The 20,199-nt window shown below is 66.9% G+C and carries 17 protein-coding genes and 2 pseudogenes; 6 read left to right on the top strand and 13 right to left on the bottom strand.

Annotated features, from left to right (window positions below; genetic code table 11):
* Nucleotides 1-20 precede the first annotated feature (20 nt).
* Both H4W31_RS26570 and H4W31_RS44865 read right to left on the bottom strand, forming a co-directional pair.
* The gene (locus tag H4W31_RS26570) at nucleotides 21-845 is read right to left on the bottom strand and encodes a helix-turn-helix transcriptional regulator (protein WP_192772404.1); all 825 of its coding nucleotides are present in this window, start codon (nucleotides 843-845) and stop codon (nucleotides 21-23) included.
* The gene (locus H4W31_RS44865; RefSeq protein WP_192769140.1) at nucleotides 845-1,072 is read right to left on the bottom strand and encodes a DUF1702 family protein; all 228 of its coding nucleotides are present in this window, start codon (nucleotides 1,070-1,072) and stop codon (nucleotides 845-847) included. The genes H4W31_RS26570 and H4W31_RS44865 overlap by 1 nt, the downstream gene beginning before the upstream one ends.
* 660 nt (nucleotides 1,073-1,732) lie before the next feature.
* Between H4W31_RS44865 and H4W31_RS26560 the strand changes: the two genes are divergently transcribed.
* Nucleotides 1,733-1,900, top strand: coding sequence for a hypothetical protein (locus H4W31_RS26560; RefSeq protein ID WP_192769139.1), 168 nt, complete (start codon nucleotides 1,733-1,735; stop codon nucleotides 1,898-1,900).
* Between the two features lie 97 nt (nucleotides 1,901-1,997).
* Nucleotides 1,998-2,724: pseudogene (locus H4W31_RS26555) on the top strand (ISL3 family transposase); the annotation flags it as partial.
* Between the two features lie 35 nt (nucleotides 2,725-2,759).
* Here H4W31_RS26555 and H4W31_RS44440 read toward each other — a convergent pair.
* The 4 genes and pseudogenes from H4W31_RS44440 to H4W31_RS26535 form a co-directional block, all read right to left on the bottom strand.
* The gene (locus H4W31_RS44440) at nucleotides 2,760-3,035 is read right to left on the bottom strand and encodes a chorismate mutase (protein ID WP_192769138.1); all 276 of its coding nucleotides are present in this window, start codon (nucleotides 3,033-3,035) and stop codon (nucleotides 2,760-2,762) included.
* Nucleotides 3,036-3,081: 46 nt separating this feature from the next.
* Nucleotides 3,082-3,714, bottom strand: a complete 633-nt coding sequence (locus tag H4W31_RS26545) for a hypothetical protein (protein WP_318783420.1) — start codon at nucleotides 3,712-3,714, stop codon at nucleotides 3,082-3,084.
* A 111-nt stretch (nucleotides 3,715-3,825) separates the two neighbouring features.
* Entirely contained in the window at nucleotides 3,826-4,668 is an 843-nt protein-coding gene (locus tag H4W31_RS26540; protein ID WP_192772403.1) for a helix-turn-helix domain-containing protein, read from the bottom strand.
* Nucleotides 4,669-5,004: 336 nt separating this feature from the next.
* Nucleotides 5,005-5,664, bottom strand: a pseudogene (locus H4W31_RS26535) (transposase family protein); the annotation flags it as partial.
* 20 nt (nucleotides 5,665-5,684) lie between these two features.
* Between H4W31_RS26535 and H4W31_RS26530 the strand changes: the two are divergent.
* A complete protein-coding gene (locus tag H4W31_RS26530) occupies nucleotides 5,685-6,143 on the top strand; it encodes a hypothetical protein (protein WP_192769136.1) in 459 nt (152 codons plus the stop codon).
* Nucleotides 6,144-6,256: 113 nt separating this feature from the next.
* On the opposite strand, the gene H4W31_RS44860 is transcribed toward H4W31_RS26530, so the two are convergent.
* Nucleotides 6,257-7,039, bottom strand: coding sequence for a recombinase family protein (locus H4W31_RS44860; RefSeq protein WP_225945691.1), 783 nt, complete (start codon nucleotides 7,037-7,039; stop codon nucleotides 6,257-6,259).
* Nucleotides 7,040-7,047: 8 nt separating this feature from the next.
* Here H4W31_RS44860 and H4W31_RS26520 point away from each other — a divergent pair, with 8 nt between their 5' ends.
* Together H4W31_RS26520 and H4W31_RS26515 are read left to right on the top strand one after the other, a co-directional pair.
* Nucleotides 7,048-8,586, top strand: coding sequence for an EAL domain-containing protein (locus H4W31_RS26520; protein WP_225945690.1), 1,539 nt, complete (start codon nucleotides 7,048-7,050; stop codon nucleotides 8,584-8,586).
* Entirely contained in the window at nucleotides 8,583-8,909 is a 327-nt protein-coding gene (locus tag H4W31_RS26515) for a hypothetical protein (protein ID WP_192769134.1), read from the top strand. Before H4W31_RS26520 ends, H4W31_RS26515 begins: the two co-directional genes overlap by 4 nt.
* A gap of 85 nt (nucleotides 8,910-8,994) precedes the next feature.
* Here H4W31_RS26515 and H4W31_RS26510 read toward each other — a convergent pair whose 3' ends face one another.
* The 3 genes from H4W31_RS26510 to H4W31_RS26500 are packed head-to-tail and all read right to left on the bottom strand — an operon-like array spanning nucleotide 8,995 to nucleotide 14,474.
* Complete coding sequence (locus H4W31_RS26510) at nucleotides 8,995-10,158, bottom strand: hypothetical protein (RefSeq protein ID WP_192769133.1); 1,164 nt, start codon at nucleotides 10,156-10,158, stop codon at nucleotides 8,995-8,997.
* Nucleotides 10,159-10,206: 48 nt separating this feature from the next.
* Nucleotides 10,207-13,131, bottom strand: coding sequence for a DEAD/DEAH box helicase (locus tag H4W31_RS26505; protein ID WP_225945689.1), 2,925 nt, complete (start codon nucleotides 13,129-13,131; stop codon nucleotides 10,207-10,209).
* Nucleotides 13,128-14,474, bottom strand: coding sequence for a serine/threonine-protein kinase (locus tag H4W31_RS26500; RefSeq protein WP_225945688.1), 1,347 nt, complete (start codon nucleotides 14,472-14,474; stop codon nucleotides 13,128-13,130). Before H4W31_RS26500 ends, H4W31_RS26505 begins: the two co-directional genes overlap by 4 nt.
* A gap of 527 nt (nucleotides 14,475-15,001) precedes the next feature.
* Here H4W31_RS26500 and H4W31_RS26495 point away from each other — a divergent pair.
* Entirely contained in the window at nucleotides 15,002-15,811 is an 810-nt protein-coding gene (locus H4W31_RS26495; RefSeq protein ID WP_225945687.1) for a DUF2293 domain-containing protein, read from the top strand.
* A 607-nt stretch (nucleotides 15,812-16,418) separates the two neighbouring features.
* Here the strand turns inward: H4W31_RS26495 and H4W31_RS44435 are convergent.
* The 3 genes from H4W31_RS44435 to H4W31_RS26480 form a co-directional block, all read right to left on the bottom strand.
* The gene (locus tag H4W31_RS44435) at nucleotides 16,419-17,945 is read right to left on the bottom strand and encodes a GmrSD restriction endonuclease domain-containing protein (protein WP_192769131.1); all 1,527 of its coding nucleotides are present in this window, start codon (nucleotides 17,943-17,945) and stop codon (nucleotides 16,419-16,421) included.
* Between the two features lie 81 nt (nucleotides 17,946-18,026).
* Nucleotides 18,027-18,518: a DUF262 domain-containing protein gene (locus H4W31_RS26485; protein ID WP_192769130.1), complete on the bottom strand. Its 492-nt coding sequence runs from the start codon at nucleotides 18,516-18,518 to the stop codon at nucleotides 18,027-18,029.
* 465 nt (nucleotides 18,519-18,983) lie between these two features.
* A complete protein-coding gene (locus H4W31_RS26480) occupies nucleotides 18,984-20,198 on the bottom strand; it encodes a TIGR02679 domain-containing protein (protein WP_192769129.1) in 1,215 nt (404 codons plus the stop codon).
* Nucleotide 20,199: the final 1 nt, after the last annotated feature.

The following is a 20,199-nucleotide window of genomic DNA, read 5'->3' as shown; positions in this document are numbered from 1 at the left end:
ACGGATCTCCTGCTGGAGTACTAGGCGACCAAGTGCAGATCTCTCGAGTCGCCCATGGCGTGGCGGTTTGATGACGACGACCGGCAGGAGGCGAGTGTGAACGCGATGGGGATGTCGGTCGACCGCGGAGACTGCATACGGACGTGCGCCGAGGCAGCCCCACCGAGGCCGACCGTGATCGGCCGGCGCGCAGTTCCCCACAGGATCGAGGGCGTCGCGGAATCGTCGGAGCCACATTCCGCGGCAGCCACCACGTTCCATGTACCCGCCGGGACGTCCGGCAGTTCAATCTTGGACGACTGTGGCGACGCCACCCCGGCGAATGCGACCGGACCGCACTGCGGAACCCGCTCGGCGAACGCTGCCACCAGCACGTTTCCCGGCTTCGTCCCGGGTGGCATCTCGATGCTGGTCGTGATCGAGTTGCCGCCCCGCGCGGTGCAGCCGCGCCGCTGGACCGCCCGATGCATGGCGTCCGGGGCCGGCAACCGCCGATAGTGCGGAGCGATCGCCATCAGCAGATCGCGCACCTCGGCGTCCCGGTACTGCGACGGGGTTCGTCCGACCGCTCTGGTGAATCGGCTGGTGAAGGTGCCGACGCTGCTGTAGCCCACGCTGCACACGATTTCCGACACCGTCAACGAGCTGGTCAGCAGCAGTCGCTTGACCTCGAACATGCGCACCGCCGTCAGGTAGCGACCCGGGCTGACCCCGACCTCCTTCGCGAAGATTCGCGAGAAATGGAACGGGCTGACGAACACCTCGGTCGCGATATCGTTCAGTGTGAGTGGTTCGAAATATCTTTCCTGCATGGTCGAGATCGCCTGCCGGACTGCGGGTTGCATCACGGTCGCTCCTCTACTGAATCTGGTCGGCACGTGTGACCCGCGCCCCCGGTGTCGCGATCCTCCAGCGCGAACTGAAAACCATCCAGGAAATCCGCGCCAACCGCCTCCAGCCGAGCCCGTGCCGCTTCGTCTGCGACATGGAATCCGCGGATTTCCCTCCCTCTTGTCATAGCGCGATTCGGCGTGAACAGGCGCGCACGTGATTTACGCTGGGAATTTGACATCGAGCAGTCCTACTGTGATGCCATGCATCGCACAATGAACTCCTGCCGACGTCTTGCTGCTTGCCACCGCACCCATGTATAGGCACGACGGTCGACCATTTAATCAACCGCATCGGCCCGTTACACCCGAACGGTCCGCATGCATGACGTTAGGCGAGGTGGGTTTCCGCGTCATCTTTGAGGCTGCTGTCGGCGTACGGCTATGAGTGCAGAGCTGCGTACGGGTAAACGTGCAGAGGGTGTGCACGGGTGCCGGGTGTCAGGCCGCTCGGGTCGTTGCCTGGCAGACGTTCGGCGGCTGGCGATGGGGGGCGTTGGATGAGCAGCGGTGGTGGGACGTTCGCCGGTTCTGGACCCTGTATGAGGCTGGAGCCGGGTCTCGGAGATTGCCCGCGAGACCGGCCTGAACTGGCGCACGGTCAAGAAGTACCTCGCTGCCGATGGTGGCGAGGCGCCGTCGCGGCGCACAGGCCGGCCGGCCCGAGGGCAGGTGATCGACGCGTTCACGCACGTGGTGGACGCGTGGCAGCACGCTGCTGGCCCCCCGCCAGCGGGCCGCCGGCTGCGGCACCCGCATCGTCGAGGAAACGCAGGGGGACGGCCTGCCCGGCGGACACACCCGGGCCGTCACCCCAGCAAACCCGCCCGCCCTCTCTGCCCGTGTCACGACGCCGGCCCGGTGGCGGCCCCGGGCCGCTGCAAGACCTGCTCACCCGGGCCCCGGCCGCTCAGGTCACCGTCGAGGCCTGCCCGCTGTCGGTCTATGACCAGATCGCCCAGGCCAGCCCGTTCACCAACCGCCCCCACCTCAAGGACGTGCCGAAGTGACTGAGCTGGTCACCAACCGCATCCACGCCGGCGCCACCGAACGCGGTCTGCCGTACCTGGCCAAGACGCTGCAGGAGTTCACCGCCCGCGCCGGGCCGCCGAGGCGTTCACCGTGCACGCGAACAGGGTGTTGCCCGCCGGGCCGGACCCGGTTGCGGGCTCGGCATCGACGAGGTCCGCCGCGGCAACCCGCATCGGAGATGGGACGAACAGGCCGGCTCGTGGACCGTCACCGCGGACCGATGGCACGTCGGCTTCTGCGACCTGTCCGGTGGTCAAGGGCTACTGGCCCGGGTCGAAGGCCGTACCACCGCGGCGGTCACCGGCTGGCTGACCGAGCGCCCACCGGCCTGGCGCGAGCAGGTGACGGCAGTCGTTGCGATCGACATGTGCACCATGTTCCGGGCTGCGATCCGGCAGGTACTGCCGCACGCGCTGCTGGTCGTCGACCACTTCCCCGTCGTGCAGCTGGCGAATCGCGCGGTCACCGAGGTCCGCCGACGCATGACGCTCACCCAGCGCGGACGTCGCGGGCGCGGCACCGACCCCGAGTGGCGCATCCGCAACCGGCTGCCCCGCTCGGCGGTGCGTATGAGCGGCAAACACCGCTGCCGGCCAAGATCGGCGCCCCGATCGTGACCACCGGCATCACCGACGCCGGCTTCGAAGGCACCAACCGCGTCAGCAAAACCGTCGCCCGCGACGCCTACGGATGCCGAAATCCCGGGAATCAGCGGCTACGCATCCGCACCGCGACCACCCGATGCCACCGCGGACACCTCAACCCCGCTCAACTTCGAAGGACTACTATTCCCGCGGCTTGACAGCGGGGTCCGCGTTCACCATGACAGGACCGCCGTCACAGGGGGCCGCGGCCGGCCCGCAGGAGCAACAAGGCAACCTGTACGCCTTCGTCGCCCAGGCCCTCGCGGAAGCGCCGCAGAATCTCGCTTTCCCTGCTGAGCACCACTCGGGTGCCGCCGGCGGCGACGCGGGCGGCGCCGATCTGGCGGGAGAGCCGGGTACGCTGAAGCCACAGCTGAATGAGCGATTCGTCGATCTGGTCGATCCGCTCGCGCAGCCCAGCGATCGCGGACGCGGTCTCGGTGGTCGCGATGTCGCTGAAGTCGTTCACGGTCGTTCCTCTCCCACCGCCATGCTCTCGAGAGCACCGGCGCCGGTCAGTTGTACGGCGCCGTCGGGAACCAGCCGTAGCCGAAGTTCGCCGGCGGCCGGATGTCCCAGTAGGCGATGTTGAAGACGCCCAGCGCGATGTGCAGTGCGGCAGTGACCACGGCGGCCCGCACCGGGTTCGAGAGCCAGCGCATCGCCCGGCCCCGGGTCACCGTCGCGATGACGACGAACAGCACGCCGACGAGCAGCATGTTGCCGATCGATTGCAGGATGAAGGCAGCGGCCCGATAGAAGGGGTTGCCGCTGTCCACCGCCCAGTGCAACAACTTCCGTACCCCGACGAATCCGTAAGTGGCCGAGACGCACACCATGCCGAGTGTCAGCAGCGCCAAAGGGCGCACCAGGGCCCGCAGCGACATCCGTCCGGTCTCACGCACCGGTCCGACGGCCTGCCCGAGCGGTCCCAGCGCGGCGGCCATGGCGATGTTGCAGGCGGTCAGTGTCCCGGCCATGCCTGAGACGGGCGCGAAGACCAGGGAAGCCACCGTGCCGGACAGAGTCGCTTCCTGGGCGGAGTGGCCCAGCAGGGAGTCGGCGACGTTCTCACCGATGACCGTGTCCACGAAGTGGAAGGACCACAGCGCCGCGAGCAGCAGGCCGGCGGCAGCGCTGAGCAGCACGACTTGGGTCCGATGGGCCGGTCCGGCGGGAGCAACGGTTGTCAGCTCACGGTGTCGGGTGGTCACCCGGGCCTCCGGATAGGTGAGCGGAGTGCGCGTGCCGTGTCGCGCTCATGCGACGCTGGCCAGTTCACTTCCCGCCCTGTTCCGCGATTGTGCCCGCCCGGTGAGCGCGTAGGTGCGGACATCGAGCAGCGCGAGCAGGACCGGCGGGTCGAGGACCCGGCCTGGGCGGAGGATCAGCTTGGTGGAGGCGGTGGTACCCGGGCGCAGGAGGATCGGCCCGGCGCTCGCCACGGCGACCGGCCGGTCAGCCCGGTCGGCGTACAGGCCCCAGCTGGCGCCCGACGGACCCAGCTTCGAGACGGCCGGCGCGTCGCCGACGGAGATGGACTGGGCGTGCAGATACCAGCTGCCCGGTGGCGGATTGTCGAACCGGACTCGTGCCGACGCGCGCAGCACGGCGCAACGGGCCGGGCGGCCCTCGGGAATCCGGCCGGCGAAGAGGCCGACGAAGATCATCGCGTCGTGGTCCTGCTCGGCGAGCACGACGTCGCAGGAGAGTCCCGCATCGGCGAGCCGGGGGCGGAGGCCGTCGGCCTGGTCGCGGATCTCCATGGCGTAACCGGCGCAGCGCCGGTAGATGGTGGGTGACATGCCGACGCTGCGGCTGAACCGGGAGCTGAAGGTGCCGACGCTGTTGTAGCCGACGCTGACGCTGATGTCCGCCACCCTCATCGGGGTGGACGCCAGGAGTTCTTTGGCGCGTTGCAGCCGCAGCGCGGAGAGGAACCGGCCGGGTGACACTCCGGTCACCCGCTGGAACATGCGGGTGAAGTGGAACTTGCTGAACATGGCCGCACGCGCCAGGTCATCGACCGTGAGCTGCTCGCCGAGCCGGGCATGCATTTCGTCAATGGCACGCAGAACAGCTGCCTCAGAGACGTCGTCCATCAATTTCCCCTTAGCGAGATTCGCAGGAAGAAAAGCTCGGCAGGCCTTCCCCAGTTGCTGCGGCAAACCTTGGAAATGGAGAAAAAGGGGGTTGGCAACAGAGCTCGACGAGCGCTCCTCGACCACCATTTCCTTCGCCAGGCTAACCGATGATATTTCATGCAGCAAGCAGCCAGTCACCACCAAATTGCGGACCGCAATCGCGAAGTAGCAATGGATATCAGCGCTATTCAAATATGGTCGCGAGCCGCCGGCAGGTCGCGGTACAGGCGGATGCCCACCCGGCGGGCGACCGCGAGTGAGGCCCAGGACGCGGCTGCTATCAACGAGTCATTTTCATCCTGCGTTGTGGTCGGCTTCGACGTGGTGCAGGACGAGGATGGCTTGGACGATCGCGGTGGCTCGGCGTGGGCAGCAGCGCAGCTTGACCAGGATTTTCCAGGTCTTGAGGGTGGCGATCGCTCGTTCTCCGCGGGCGCGGATCTTCGCGTGGGCCCGGTTGACGGTTTTTTGCCGGCGTGACAGCTTCAGCCGGAAGCGGCGCCGCTTGAACGGGGTGCGCACGCTGACGCGGGCGCCTTGATAGCCCTTGTCCGCGAAGGTCATCACGTCGGCGCTGGTCAGGGCGTCGATAATGCCGTGGGTGCGGGCGGCGGTCAGGTCGTGCGTCGAGCCGGGCAGCGCGGCCGAGGCCCAGACGAGACGCCCGGCCGCGTCGGCGATGACCTGCACGTTCACTCCGTGACGCTTGTGCTTTCCGGAGTAGTACGGCTTCTGGTTAGCGACCCGGTCGATCGGGATCAGGGTGCCGTCGAGGATTGCGTAGGCGAGCAGCCGGATCCTGGTCATGGCCGTGGCCACGTCGTCGGCGGTCGCGGCGAGCAGGTCGATGGCCTCGCGGACATAACGCCAGGCCGTCGGGACGCCGATCTCGAATCCGGCGGCCAGGCGGGTCAGGGTGTCGCCGTTGCGCAGGTGGGCCAGGGCGAGCAGGGCTGGGGATACCTGCCATCGTCATGACCGAACGCTACTGCTGGGAAGGCAGCATCCTCGACTGCTCCCTATCTGCCACCCTTAACGTCCACATCCTCACCTCCGCGCCCGCCGGCCTGTTTTCCGGACTGCACCACGACGACGGCGCCGGCATCACCGGCGACAACCAACTCCTGCACCTCGATCCCGAGCCCTGGCCCGGCACCGACGGGGGACTGCTCATCGACGAAGCCTTCCTCGCCAACGTGCTCGACCGCGAGGGACTCGTCCTGCTCCAGATCATCCAGCAGTCCAAACATGTCAACCCGCCCGACCACGATTACCGCTTCGCCGGGCTCGTGACACAGACCCGGCTCATCGCCTCTGTCGGCACAGAGCAGCTGTGCGACGTTACCCGGACACATCTTCATCCGGCCCGCCTCGACGACGGACCCCTCGCCGACCAAGCAGTCCCAGATCGGCGTGGAGGCCGCGTCAGCTAATCACCTACTCCGCGTGCGCAGATTGCATCTGCCCATCGCTATCGACCGAAGATGATCCCAGAATCGGCGGGACCCGCATGTGGGGTTGCGGTATCGATCACCCCTCGGACACGTTAACCCCCACCAAGCCGTTCATGTTTCGAGCGGTTCGGGTGGGGGTCGTTGCTTCTGACGTGGAAATCGTGCCGGCGGTGGCTGCCGACCGAGTGTGATGGTGTCGGCGTCGCAGGTGATGGTGATCTGGTTCGCCCGCAGGTACGCGGCGGTAGCTCGCGCGTCGTCGCGGGCTTCGGTCGTGCGGCCGTCGAGTTGCCGTGCGATGTGAGCGAGGAGCAGGTCTTCGCGTAGGTACAGCGGCTTGGGCCGGCCGGGTAGGGGCGGGCTGGCGCTGGTGCGGCCATGTCGGCACCGGTATCCGGGCCTCCGTGTACCCAGTGCGCGTCGGCTCGTCGGCCGCAGGCTCGGCAAATGACCAGTCCGGTGAGCAGGTACCGGCGCGGCTGGCCGTCCTCCGGCGCGGGGACCGCGTTCACCGTTTGAGCCTTGACAAAGTCCGCCTCGCTAACCAGCGGCGCGTGCACGAACCGGGCGGACAGTATCCACTGGTCTCGTGGATTCCAGCGGCGTACCGATCCTCGGCTGGTGCGCCGGTCCCCCGGCTCGGTTTCCTGGTGGTCGGTGTACTGCCGGTTCCATACCTGCCGTCCGGTGTAGCGGGGGTTGGCAAGGATCTCCGCGACCGTCCGCACCGTCCATCCTTCTGCTGCCCGCTGCCGGTTGCGCTTGCGATCGCACTGCGATGGTGACGGCACGCCCAAGTGGTTGAGGGTACGGGCGATGCCATGTGTTGCGGGCGTTGCGGGGCAGGGCGGGCGACGAGTCCGGACGGGTGTCATTTGCGCAGATGGCGACGTTCGTCGCCGAGCAGGGTATGGATCCGCCACCAGTGCACACGGCGCACGTTTACGGGGCCACCACGGTGCTGACCCAACCGCCCATGTCCCGGCACGACCGCCAAGCACTCAACAGCCCGGCGAACCCCGGCATCACACGCCCCTGCCTCAACCCACTCGAGGACCAGACGAGCTCGATCCGGCAGCTACTGGGTCGGATGTTCCGTGCGGACATGCGTTCAGCGCACCAGTCTCATCAGGGCGAACACGACGGACGCGTCGAACTCATCCGGCACGCGCTCGACGCGGAATCGGCCGCGGTCGTGGAGTTCGCTGGCAGCAGCTTCGGCGTAGTGAACAGAACGGCCCGGTTCGACAAGGACGCACTGTCGCCGATGCTCGAACTCGCAGCCGTCGACGCGGCGAAGCATCCGAGGGCGACACCGGGATACGTTGTGTCGCACGCGGTCAGCCGCCAGATGCTCTGCGTGCCTCTCTCGTTCGCGGGTGACCGTACTCTCACTCTTGCCGTGGTCGACCCAGCACTTGCCCAGCTGGATATGGGTGAACCGCTTGCCGTCATGCTTCGAGCCGTCTGGGAATCCGACCCGGCGGCCGATCCCATGCAGTCGGAGATGACCGTCCTGACCGCCCTGCGCACCTCCTTCGGCCGACTACCACTCAAGCTGTACGACGACGCCTTCAGTCTCTACCAACAGCTGATCGGCTCGATGATCATGGTGTTTCAACCGGTCGTCGAGCTGGACCAGCGCGCGACCGGCGTGAGCGTCCAGAGCTTCGAGGCGTTGGCCCGCCGCAACGACGGTGAACTGCGCGCTCCCTGGTCCGCGCTACGGATGGCCCACGACTGGGGCGACCGTTTCGTCGTCGAACGCGATGCCATCCTCGTAGCCAAAGCAATTCACTCCTACGCCGAAGCGGACGCAGCCTCCGGATGGCAGGGAACCAAGCCGTTGTCGGTCAACGTGGCGGTCCGCTCACTGCTCAGCGACGCGTACCTCGGTCAGGTGAGCAAGGCGCTTGCCGAGGCAGGGTTGCATCCTCGAACCCTGACACTGGAGATCTCGGAGCAGGACCCGATCACACCTGAGCCGGGCGAGCGATGGCCGCAGGAGCCCCTGGTCTACTTCCACAACCGGCTCACCACGCTCGCGAGAGAGCTGCGTATCAGCTTCGCGGTCGACGACTTCGGAGTTGGCTACGCATCGCTGGCACGTATGGCCGAGTTGCCGCTCACCCAGATCAAGGTCGATCGGGCGATCCTGCACCATCCCATGGCGTTGGAGGAACTCGCGCTCGTGGCGCGCGTCGCTCGCTACGCGAGCGACCAGGGTCAGACCGGGCAACCAAGGACGGTCATCGTCGAGGGTTTCGACGATGACGCGCCGGTCAGTCTGTACGAGATTTTCCAGTTGGGCATTCATCACATGCAGGGCTACTTCAGCGGTGCGGTCGCCTCGACCACGCTGCGCGAACTTGAGCCAGCGGTCCAGGAGCGGATCGCATCACTCGTGAGAGGGACAAAGTGACGAGCGTCAAGCTACTGCTACCACCGGAAGTGATCGAGGAACTCGACCTGCCCTATGAGGGGGTTCGCGACGGCGGTGGCATCACCGTGGCGATCGAGGGGATCGCCGTGCTGGCGAACCTCGCCACCCTGGCCACCCTGCAGCCGCAGGCGGGGGCGCTGGCCTCCTCGATACGCAACTGGCGCCTTCGCAACCATCAGAAGCCGGCGGTGCTGACGGTCGAGGGGGCAAACATCAGCCTGCGGATCGAGCTACCGCCCAACGTCAACCGAGCCACCCTGCTTCGGCAACTTGAACCACTGCTCGATGAGGAGAGCCAGTAGACGCGGCACATCCCAGAGTCGGTGCACCACTCGAGCCGCAGCGGGCCGCTCTCCTAGACCACATCTGCGCCGGTCCGAAGCGCCACTACTCCAGTGCATCGAAGTGGAGGAGGTACGCGTGCAACTGTTCTCTCTTCGCGTACCGGCGTAATTCGTCGAAAGTGGGTACGGTCACCTCAAGTTGTTCGGCCACTGCCCTCATTCGGTTAGTGAGGTCGGCTCGGGTACGGACCTCGCGGAGTTGCGTCATGGCCAAAGCCCGTTGCATGGCGGCTTGCCGCCGTAGTTTCGTATCGTCGGTCCAGACTTGTATGAAGTGCCGCTTGCGCAACTGGTATGACCCGATTCGGTTGAGCGGCAGCTTTGGGGTGCCACCGAAACTCTCCGCGACGAGCGTTGCCCGCCAGACGCCGCTGGGGAGGTACCGCAGAGTGCCCTTTCGTTTGCCGTCGGCGAGCCAACTGGTCCAGATTTCTCGCGGATCCTGCGACGGCTCGGCGGCGATCAGTTGCTTGATCATTGGCACCCGATCACACACGGACTCCAGAAAAGTGTCTCGCTCCCCGGCCACCCCGCTGTACGCCAGCAACCGGCCATCGGCGCTTTCGATGAGGTACGCCGGCAGGTAGGCGTCCTGTTCCCCGAGCACGCGCAGATCCCGCAGTTGCTTGGGCAGATTGAAGTCGAATCGATCGGGACGCTCCCCAAGCTGCGTGACGATCTCAGGCCGGAAGGCCCAGGGAGAGAAGAGCGGGACGAAGCGCGATCCGTCGCTGACCTGCTCGGCCGGCACGTCTGGGGTCGGGAGCAAAGTCAGCGAACCCCGGTAGTGGCTGCGTGGAAGTGGCCGGGCGGTGAAGCGTTCGACGAGAAGCTGCTGACGGCTTTCCTTCGGAACGTAGCGGATGCCGGCTCGGGCGGAACTCTCCCCGAGCGGGGTAAGCGTGACCAACCCCTCGCCTTGGCGGACGTGTCCGATGAGGGTGAGAAACGTCAGGCAGCGTTCCACCAGCGAATGCGGCAGGCCGTAGAACGCGGTCAAGTCCACCGACCGGGTCAGCCCAGCCTCCAGAACGCCCCGCACCAAGAAGCGATCCAGCAACTCGTACGGCTGCTCGTCGTAGACCTGTGCGGTCGTCTCGACCTGCCACAGTGGCCACAGCACCGGGAAGAGCCGCAACGGACGCACACCTGGCACGGTGACCGCGTGCTCGACGGCTCGCCGGGCGGGATAGATGATCCGGCTCATGGCAACAACCTGCTCTCCGGGCTGATCAGCACTGCAGACGCCGTTCCGTCAGGCACCGAGCACCGACTCAATTTCCCGGGAGGGCCGGCGGTCGCCCACCGCGTCGAGGTGGTCGGTCAACGATTGGATCAACGCGGCGAAACCCGGATCGCGCGCGGTACGCAATGTCGCCGTGTCGCCCACCAGAACCAGTTGACGCCGGGGCCGGGTGATCGCCACGTTGAGGCGTCGGAGTTCGCTGAGGAACCCGATCTCGCCCCGGTGGTTGCTGCGGGTGAACCCGTAGACGATCAGGTCCCGCTCACCGCCCTGAAACGAATCGACGGTGCCCACGTTGTCGACCACCCCGGTATCACCCAGTTCCTTCGTGAGCAGCTGGGTGATCAACTCGGCCTGTGCCCGGTACGGGACGATGACCGCCCAGTCGGCGTACCGAGTGGCGTACCGGCCCAGAAACTGGACGATCAATCTGGCCTCCAGCTCGTTCACGTAGCCGGGCCGCCCCAACCCATCCGCCGAGCGATCGGGTTGTTCCCGCCGCCGCGTCGCCGGCTGGTCCGACGTGTCGATCATCGCCAGCGGCGCGCGGAACACCGGATCCGGTGGACCTCCGGGATGCTCGGTTTCCAGTAGTCCCTGATAGAAGGCTGCCGACACGAACTGGGCCAGCTCCGCCGGCATACGCCGCTGCACCCGCAACATGACCCGGTTGGTGTCGCCCAAGCTGGGATAGAGCCTCTCGAAGGCGCTGCGTCGCAGCACGTCACCGATTAGTGTCGCGACTGCGGGAGGCACATCGGTGGCGAGGTTGTCGGCCCAGTCGCGTACCTCGTCGTCGAGGAAGGGCGGCAGCTGATTGTGGTCGCCGACCAACACCGCTCGGCGTGCCCGAACCAACGGCACCAACAAATTCGGCGTGGAGATCTGCCCGGCCTCGTCGACGATCGCCACATCGAATTCCAGCTCGGCCAGGAGGGCGGTGGTGGCGGTACCGATACAGGTGGCGGCCACCACATCGGCGTACCGCACCAGTTCTCGATGCAAATCCTGCTCGGCTACAGCCACCTGGTCACGCCATTGAGTGAGCAGCCCGGCCCGGAGGCGGGCCAGGGTCGCCGCCGAGGTCAGCTCCTGCTCCAGCCGTGTCCAGCCGGCTAGGTCGTCCGGCACCCCGACTGGCACGGTGACCGCCGGACGGAGCACCTCGCGCGTCTTCTCCACCGCCCGCGCGGCCTCGCCCAGCACCTTTTCACGGACCTGGCAAGCACTGTCGCGAGCGCTGGTGACCGCTCTGACTGCAGGGTCGGCCGCGATCAGGGCGTCGGCTCGGGCACGAACAGCACCGTACGACTCCTCGGCCAGTCGCATCGCCGTCTGCGCTGCGCTGAGCTGCTGAAAGCTCGCGGCGAGACGCCGTTCCCGGCGGTCGGCGAGCCAACGGAAGAAGAACGCCAGCATCCCCGAGGCGGCCCGCCGCCTCGCCGCCTCGGCGCGCACCTCGTGGTTGCGGTGATTCTCGGCGAGCGGCGCCAGACTCGCGCGTGATTCCCGTACCCCCCGGTCGGCGGCGGCGAGCTGTGCGGCGACCGGTGCGGCGGCCCGCTCGACCGCAGCGGCCAACTCGGTCGCGCGGGCCCGGACGTCCCCGTCCGCGAGTCGGGCCTCGGCGAGTCGGGCAGCCAGGTAATCCAGCCACCGCCCAGCCTGGTCCTCGACACCGACGAAGGGAGCCAGCCGGGACGCCGCGCCCTCGGTCGCGGCCAGGATCTCCTGCCGCAGGGCCTCGACCTGCGTCTCCACCATGAACCCGCGCGCGTGCGCGGTCATCGCATCCTCGTTGCCGACCCGGACCGCCCGGACGTCCGGCGGTAGTCGTTCGAGTACGTTGTCCACCGCACGGTTGGTGTGCGAGGTGACCAGTACTCGCTGCCCACGTCCGGCGCTGGCGGCGGCGATCTCGGTGATGGCACGGGTCTTTCCGGTACCGGGCGGGCCAAGTACCAACAGCAGGTCGGGCACGGTCAGGGCGGCGCGGAAGGCGTGTAACTGCGCCGGGTCGAGCATCTCGCGCGGCTGGGCGCCGGTGTCCGGCCGGTACGGCGCCACACGGTGGTCGACCAACTGGGTGAGCAGGTGGGGCTGGGCGGCACACCGTTCCCGAAGAACCTCCACCGCGTCAAGTTGCGCGCGGTAGACCCGGTCGCTGGGCAGCACCTGCAACGCACCCTGCTTAGGTATCCGGGCGTAGTCCACCGTGTTGTCGAACCGCACGGTTACCTCGTGGTCCTCGACCCGTAGCACCCTCCCCCGCAGGTCAGGCTGATCGGTCAGGAAGACCTGCGCACCTCTGCCCACCGTGGCGTTACGAAGCAGTTGGAAGGTGTAGACGCCACGGGCGGAGTGCCGCTCCTCACGGGTGCTGTCGAGCCTGCGGTACGGCAGGGCCGGGGCTTGGCGTTGTCGGGCGATCTCGATGTCCCGGGTCGCCTCGACGACATCGGTGAGCAGATCGAGGTACTCGATGTGGTGCACGGGCATCGTGGGCGTCACCTCCGAACGCGTGACGCCGAGATTCGCCCAGGCACGACAGAGCAGGGGCCAGTGTGACGACAACCGCTGGGGAACGTCACGGACGTGGTGATAGGCCCACCAGCCGGCCGTACCCCCAAGCACCAGCGCCCCCTTGAGGAGCCGTTCCTGGTCCTTGAAGGAAAGCGGTGAGACGTGACCGAGTCGATACGCGTCACCGTGGTCGCTGGGATAGAGCCAGGCCGCCCAACGTTTGCCGTAGACGACCAGCCTGGACCGGTCCGGCTCGACCCGAGCCGGCAGCGCGTTGAACGAGGCCAGGCTGCCGAACTCGTTGATCAGCGCGGACGGATCACGGAGGCCGGCCTGTGCGAGTTGGTCGATGGCCTTCCCGGACGGTACGACCGCGACCGGGCCGGGCAGAAGCAGATACGCGATGGTCAACGGGTATCTCCCTGGGAGAGCAGTCGACGTCCCTCGCGGAACGCGGCGGCGAGCGCGCGTGGCCCGACGGGGCGGCGGGACGGGTCCGGGTCAAGGCAGCGCAGCAGGAGGTCGTCGAGGTGTTCGGACCACTCGGGCAGGCTGGCCCGGATCGGTGGCGTCGCGTACGGCGACGGCGGATGACCAGTCATCGAGTGATAGACCAGTGCCGCCACCTGGTAGATGTCGACCGGAGTCGCGCATCCGCCACCCCGGTGCTGCTCCGGGGCACGGTAACCGGGAATTCCCTCGCCCGGCTGCGGCGTGAGGACGGCCAGACCGCCGTCGACCAGCGCCGCGCGCCGGGTGCGTCCGGTGAGCACGATGCTGTCGGGACCGAGCGCCCGGTGACTCGTCCCTGCTCCGTGCAGCACCGCTAAGGTGGCGCAGACCTCGGCCGCCGCGCCGAGTACGCCAGCGGCGGCAAATCGGGCCAGCCGCGTATCGGTGGGGCCGAACGCCTGTCGCCAGCTAGGCCCGGAAGGCAGCACCGTGACCAGCGTGGTGGCGGCGGCCTCCTCGGTGAGATCGTCAAGCGACGGCAGCCCGCCCCTACCGCCGAGTTTGCGCAACAGGTGGCCCTGCGCGCGTACCTCGTCGCGGCGCCGCTGCGCCGTCGACGTATCCCGGACGACTTGGAGTTGGCGGAGCCGGACTCGAAGTGGATCGTGCTGGACGCGGTCGGCGGTCGCCTCCCGCCAGTTCCACGAGTGGTCGATGCTGACCTGCTCAACGGAGTCCGCGTGCAGCAGGTAGCGGTGCGCGCCGATCCGGCGTTCGTCACCACCGACCCAGGGGGTCGCGGTGTGGTCGAAGGGTTGGCGCGGCAACGCGGAGGTGACCGTGACTGACTCCGGGCTTTTTGGATGGTCGGAGTCCTCGTCGCCAGCGTCCTGGTAGGGGTGGTAGTAGGCGCGCCGAACATACCGCGCGGCTGGCCGCATCAACTGACTACGCAGGCCCGTCTCGTCCCACAGGACCAGCCGTATGCCGGTGAGCCGCGCCTGTGTCTGCCGCCAACTGTCCCACCATTGGCTCATTTGGGGGTCGAGGCTGGACGGGACGCAGAGCACCCACTCCTGAACCCGGTAACCGTGCTCGGACGCATTGCGCACTGCCGAGGCGAACGAACCTTCGATCTGCCCCCGGTGCCTGTTAGTCACCCCGTGCGGGAAGTACTTCGCCTGCCAGATCATGACCCGACCGTTGAGGTCGCCGACCAAGGCGTCGATGCCCCAGTCGCCACCGTTGGCAAAGACAAGCCGGGCGTCGCCCCGTACTGCCTCGACCAGGAGCGCGATCATCTGCTCGAAATCCTCACGGGCACCGGCCTCACCCGCTCGCGCCTGATGTGCGTAGAAGTGGATCGGCGGCTCCCCCGACGCCGCACGTGTCACCGCGTCATCACGTCCCTGCCGTCACCCGGGTGTCGATCCGTACGACAGCGAGCATCCCAAATGACCGGTGTCGACGGCAAGGTGAACACCCGCAGAAGGCTCTACCGGTCTTCCGTCACCCTTCTCGGGATATCCGGGATCGTCACCGTCGCATTCACGCTGTCCGCTGGCGTACACCGCTCCAGCGATGACGAGCGCCACGACCGGCAAAGATTGCCGCCGGCGACTGCTACACCGTTTCCGCCTTCGTCTATCGGGCCAAAAGACCGAGGTCCGCTGTGGGGACGGCATACGTCAGTAATGGCGCTGGTGGACCCCCGGTGGGGTTGAGGCCTGGGCCTCGTCGGGATGGACGAATCGGAACGCCCCTCTCGCCGCAGAGCGGGCTCCTGGAGGCGCTGGAGATCTTCGGTCGTTGGGCCCGGGACCAAGGATTGCAGCCGGACGAGGTCGCCTACCTCGCCGCGACCCGCGACCGCCGCCCGCTGCGCTTCACCACCGACGGCGATCCCGATATCGAGCGGACACACTGGGCCTCGAGCACGCTCTCCGAAACCGCCCGGGCGCAACTGGTACAGCGGCAGAGCACGCCGCCCGACCTGGTGGTGCACTCGGCGGCCACCCCGTGGAACTGCGCCGAGTGCGGGGAGACAGGGGAACTACTCGTCTCCGAGGACGCGCATACCCTCTGCCTGACCTGCACAGACCTCGATCATCTGGTCTTCCTGCCCGCCGGGGACGCGGCCATGACCCGACGAGCGAAGAAGGCCAGCACCCTGTCCGCCGTGGTGCTGCGCTTCAACCGCGCCCGGAAACGGTACGACCGGCTGGGATTGTTGGTGGAACCGGCCGGGCTGGACAGCGCCGAACGGCAGTGCCTGGGTGACGAGGCCGCGCGGCTACGCCGCCGCGAACGGGACCGGGAGCACCGGGCTGATCAGGACGTGGCGTTAATGGCCCGGATGACCAAGGAGATCCTTCAACTCTTCCCGGGTTGTCCAGCGTCCCGAGCCGAGGCGATCGCCGGACACACCGGGCTGCGAGGTAGTGGCCGGGTGGGGCGCTCCGCGGCCGGCCGCGCCGTAGACCAGGACGCGATGACCCGCGCGGTGATCGCCTCGATCCGGCACGAGGACACCGAGTACGACCAGCTGCTGATGGCCGGCGTCCCGCGTGCCGACGCACGGGAGCGGATCCGGACCGACATCGACTGCGTACTCACCGCCTGGCGCTCCAACGCCTGACGGTCGCCGGGCTGTCCCAGTGCCGCAGCCACCCCTCGCGAAGTTGAACTCGGACCCTGCACGTTTCCCAGCCCGGTACTGGCTGCTGGTGCTGTTTCTTGTATTGCAGGGGTCGACGTCCATGAGGGGACGAGCTCAGACTGCAGGCATCGAGTTTTGGCACGGCACAGGACGACAGGCGGCCCACAGCGCCGGACAACTCATCGTCTTCCAGGACCACGACATCCTCGGCGCCAGCCTTCCTGGCGCCTGACGCGCCCGAGCCCAGAGCACCTGGATCGGCTGCCAGCGCCAGTGGGAAGCCGTGCTCGGCGGAACGCCGGCCGTCGCCGACGCGGTCGAGTCCGCGCGGTCGTCTACACCAAACATGTCACAGACAAAGCGCCGCGGTACGGGACGATTCGACAACTGCAACCGCTGCTGCCCGGCAGGGCCGGCGCGAACGCCCGCGACCGCATTCCACCGGGCATCCGGTGCCACCGACCGGCGAGACGGTCCTGGAAACCTCTTTAGATATCCCGCCGGTAGAACGCAAACCGCAGCCGTCGGGCAGGTTGAGTCGGGCGGCGGCGGGTCCGTCAGGCAGCAGCGCCAGGCAGGCCAATCCTCAGGGTCCGACGTCCTCCGTGCCGTTATCGCCATTGGCGTCGAGGCCGACCTCTCGCGCGAGCTCGCTAGCAGTCATCCGTTGCTCCGCCGCCGCGCGGCCCGTGTCGTCGAAGCGCACGCCTTCTGCTTCCAGCACCATCCTCGGGTCGTCGTGACGCGCGGGGTCGGGCCAACGGAACTCAGCAGAGACCGAACCGTCTATTTTTAAGACCCGGTGGGCGTTGGGCCGTTGCACACTCGCAAGGCGACCAGCGACGCTGCGGTGGAACACCCCTACCACCTCGGCGATGTCAGAGTAACTGGTCCAACGGCCAGCAGGAATGCACGCAAGCGCCTGGTTCATCAACGACCAGCGAGGGGTTGCCGGTGTGACAGCGGCTGATTCGTCGGGGCCGGGCCAGATAGTGATAATGCGGTCGGCGAGAGTTCGACCCCGAGCAAGGATCTCTTCGCGACCCCACCTCGGCGCGTCGGCGATCTCACGGTTCATCGCCAGCCCGCTATCGCGGAGGATTTTCTGCTTGGCCTGGAATTCGTCGTTGGCGAGCTTGGGGTTGTACGCGGTCAAGCTCAGATTTCCGAGTGTGTGCACCAGAGAGCTGTGTAGCTCCTGGATGGTTTCACCGTCCTCCAGGTCGGGACGCAGCATCTCTCGCCACTCGTCAGTCATGGACTGCGGAAGCACGTGCTCGATAGTCAGCTTCGCGGTATCGAAGTCGACTGGCTCCTTATGGTCGTAGTCCTCCTCGATACAACGCAACACGTAGCTGCGCTGGGGGCCGCGACCCAACCAGTAGAAGCTGCTGACTAGCACGGCATCGCGAATGTGCTGATCAGTAGGAAATTTCTTCCGCACGCCTGACAGCGCCCGGGTGATTGCCTTGGCCGAGGGGACCTCCTCACCCAGGTCCTTCACCAGGGACATTAGGACCCGATTTGTGTTGGCACTGGCGATGCCGGCGATCATGCGACGGACCAGGTAGCTCTCAACGACGCGGAGCGCGCCGGCCGCCTCGCTGGAGTTGAGGCGGCCGCCCTCGTGCGCGAGGAGGATATGCAGCGCAATGGGGTGAACGACCGCCGCACCCCAGCGGTCAAGCCGGCCCAGCGCCTGACGCAGGTCCGGATCCGGAGTATTCCTCGGCATGAGGACCTTATGGAACAGCCGCGCCTTGTGATGCAGGTCGACAATCCACTGTTCGATCGCTGCCTCGTCCGGCAGCTGGCTGAGCCGTTGCTGCTGCGACTGGTAGATCGCCTCCTGGGTGGCGCGGTCGTCGCCACGCAGCACCAGATCTAGCCAGACCAGTTCCTCAAGCTGTTTGTCGGTGAGCAACTCCTGTAGCGGCAGCCACTGCCATTCGTACACATGATCTCCGCGGGCGGGCAGCCGCATGAACAAGTAGTTGCGCAGCAGGTCGGCCTGGGTCAGTGGCTGACCCGTATAGTTGAGGGATTCGAAGATGCGGTGAACGTTGTCGTCCGGATGCGCAGCGATTTCCACCAGGCTCAGACGCGCCGCCACGGTCTGCTCGACCTGGATCAGGTCGTGATCGTCATCTGGATCGTCAGCCTGGACAAGCGCCGACCGGAAATAGCGGTACGCCTATCCAATACGATCTTCACCGCCAGCGCCTGGATCCCGCTCCACCAATGCTAGCCACGCCGCCCGGTCAGCCTTGGTGGGCAGCAAAGTGTACCGGTCTATCCCGGCGGCGTACTTGTTGAACAGGTACATGTCGTCGATCTTCGCGGCCAGCTGGGCATCGGCCTCGCGAACATGGTCGCGAATCGCACACAGCAGGATACTCAAGGTGGTCAGCCGCTGCTGACCGTCCACAACCAACCAGCTCTGCACCCCAGTCGGTGTGTTGGCCGGGCTGGGTGCCAATACCACCGAGCCGAGGAAGTGAGCGGCGTTGTTGCCAACCTCTGCAACCCGCATCACGTCGGACCACAACTGGGCAAGGTCCCGCCGCTTCCAGCTGTAACGGCGCTGGTAGAGCGGAACGACGTACTGCTTCTCACCCTGCAACAGGTTGCGGACAGTAGTCTCGTTTGCCTTCACAAACTCTCCTCGGGACAACACGGCGTTCATGTGGACACCCACGACCTCGGCCATACTGCGGGCTGCCCTCTGTGATCGCCATCAGCCGATCGGCGCGGTTCGCATCTCGGGTAGGCCCCATTGTCTGAGCTTCCGTGTAGTCGATCGACCAGCTTGACCGACGGAGTCAGCTGGGTCGGTGGGCATTGCCTTCTGATCTTGGACTCTGAATCTGGGATCGTAACGGTCCCGACGGACAGGAGCCCCGGAGCCCGATGGTGGGTGAAGCACGCTGGCGGGCTGATGGGTGGCCAGCCAGGCAACCGCGTCGGCGGCGGCGCCTGACGCCCACAGGAATTGCGTCGGGACACGGTTCGTGACGTATCGGGAGTCGAAACGCTCGGCCTCGTAGCCGTCAGGAACCCCGCGATACAGAATCCATCGGGTGGTTGGATCCTCATAGGCGGTGAGGTTCTCCGCCCGTGTGAACTCCTGTGAGGCCGGGGTCATGCGAGTTCAGAGCGGCTGACCACTGAAGATTCGCGCGAGAAGAACGTCATGTTCCTGGTAGATCGTGGCCGTTTCGGCACTGAGCGTGTGGAGCGACTCACCTTCGCGCAGCCTGAGGCAGCGTGTAACCGGCGGGTGATGTGAAGCCTCGGAAGCGGTGTCGTCGTCCATCGCGATCAATTCGGCGCCGTAGGTCGATGCGACGACCGCCGCGATCTGTTTGCCCGCGGTGTCGATGTCACCGGCATACCGCAGACGCACGCCGTGCGCGACAGCGAGTTGGAATAGCACATGATCGATCGCGCGCAACTGGCCGCTGGTGCAGGCAATCGGTTGTCGCGCCCCGGCAGTGAAAGCGATCTCCATGACCGACGGGTTCTCCACGACCGTCAGGGTTTGTGGCGCGAGAACGGGCGGATGTTGTACGAGGTCGAGCAGGGTGAGCGCCACCGGTGCCGGTGAATCACGCAATCGCCGGTCGATCGGTCCGTCGCCGACCACCTCGACGTTGAAGAGCAGGACGGTCGCGGAGAGCCGGTCGGCGATGACACCGACGGTGGCCAGCAGTGCGCGCACAAGATCCGGCCGGGCCGGCTCGGTATGGCCGGCGCGTTCGGCGACCGCAGCCACGAGGCGAATGCCGTTGAGGGTGGTCAGGTCGAAGTAGTGCGGGTCGCCGGTGATGTCGTGGGCGAGCTTCGCCAGAGGTATCGGTGGCCGGGCCGGAATGTGTCGCAGGGCTGCGGCGAGCGCGGCGATGCTGTGCCGAATCTCGGTGTCGTCCTCGCCGACGCCGGTGGCCCGCATCCGGGCGACGAGCTGCGGCAGGTCGGGAAGCTCCTCGGTCGCGTACTGCCACAGCTGTGCACGGCGGTCTGCCGCGGCCAGCGTGGCGGCGCTACGGTCGACGACCGGCTCCCCCACCGCTTTCTCAACCAGTGCGATGAGCGTTCCCCGATCGATGCCGAGAACGGCGAGAAGTTCCCGCAGCGGAACCGTGGCGGTATTGCCGGACACGGTGACGGCGGATGTGCCGCGGCGCCGGCGTGTGGAGGTGTCGAGCCAGGTCCGCAGTTGCGCGATGCCGGCTGTGCTCAGTGCCGGGACCCGAACCGTGTTGATCGCCTCGGGGCTGGTGCCGGTGCAAAGACGTCCGTGGACGGCGCGCCACAGAGGATGCAGGTCGGCGTCTTCCGCCAGGTAGGTGAGGTCAGCCGGCATC

Origin of the sequence: Plantactinospora soyae (assembly GCF_014874095.1) — a bacterium.
GTDB classification, from domain to species: Bacteria; Actinomycetota; Actinomycetes; order Mycobacteriales; family Micromonosporaceae; genus Plantactinospora; species Plantactinospora soyae.
This window is presented reverse-complemented; position numbering and strand designations above follow the sequence as displayed.

Bases quoted from the DNA above. Each gene is read 5' to 3' on its own strand.
- H4W31_RS26570 (WP_192772404.1), bottom strand. From the start codon at position 845: ATGCAACCCGCAGTCCGGCAGGCGATCTCGACCATGCAGGAAAGATAT.
- H4W31_RS44865 (WP_192769140.1), bottom strand. From the start codon at position 1,072: ATGTCAAATTCCCAGCGTAAATCACGTGCGCGCCTGTTCACGCCGAAT.
- H4W31_RS26540 (WP_192772403.1), bottom strand. From the start codon at position 4,668: ATGGACGACGTCTCTGAGGCAGCTGTTCTGCGTGCCATTGACGAAATG.
- H4W31_RS26530 (WP_192769136.1), top strand. From the start codon at position 5,685: ATGACCGAACGCTACTGCTGGGAAGGCAGCATCCTCGACTGCTCCCTA.
- H4W31_RS44860 (WP_225945691.1), bottom strand. From the start codon at position 7,039: ATGACACCCGTCCGGACTCGTCGCCCGCCCTGCCCCGCAACGCCCGCA.
- H4W31_RS26520 (WP_225945690.1), top strand. From the start codon at position 7,048: ATGGCGACGTTCGTCGCCGAGCAGGGTATGGATCCGCCACCAGTGCAC.
- H4W31_RS26510 (WP_192769133.1), bottom strand. From the start codon at position 10,158: ATGAGCCGGATCATCTATCCCGCCCGGCGAGCCGTCGAGCACGCGGTC.
- H4W31_RS26500 (WP_225945688.1), bottom strand. From the start codon at position 14,474: ATGATCGCGCTCCTGGTCGAGGCAGTACGGGGCGACGCCCGGCTTGTC.
- H4W31_RS26485 (WP_192769130.1), bottom strand. From the start codon at position 18,518: ATGAACGCCGTGTTGTCCCGAGGAGAGTTTGTGAAGGCAAACGAGACT.
- H4W31_RS26480 (WP_192769129.1), bottom strand. From the start codon at position 20,198: ATGCCGGCTGACCTCACCTACCTGGCGGAAGACGCCGACCTGCATCCT.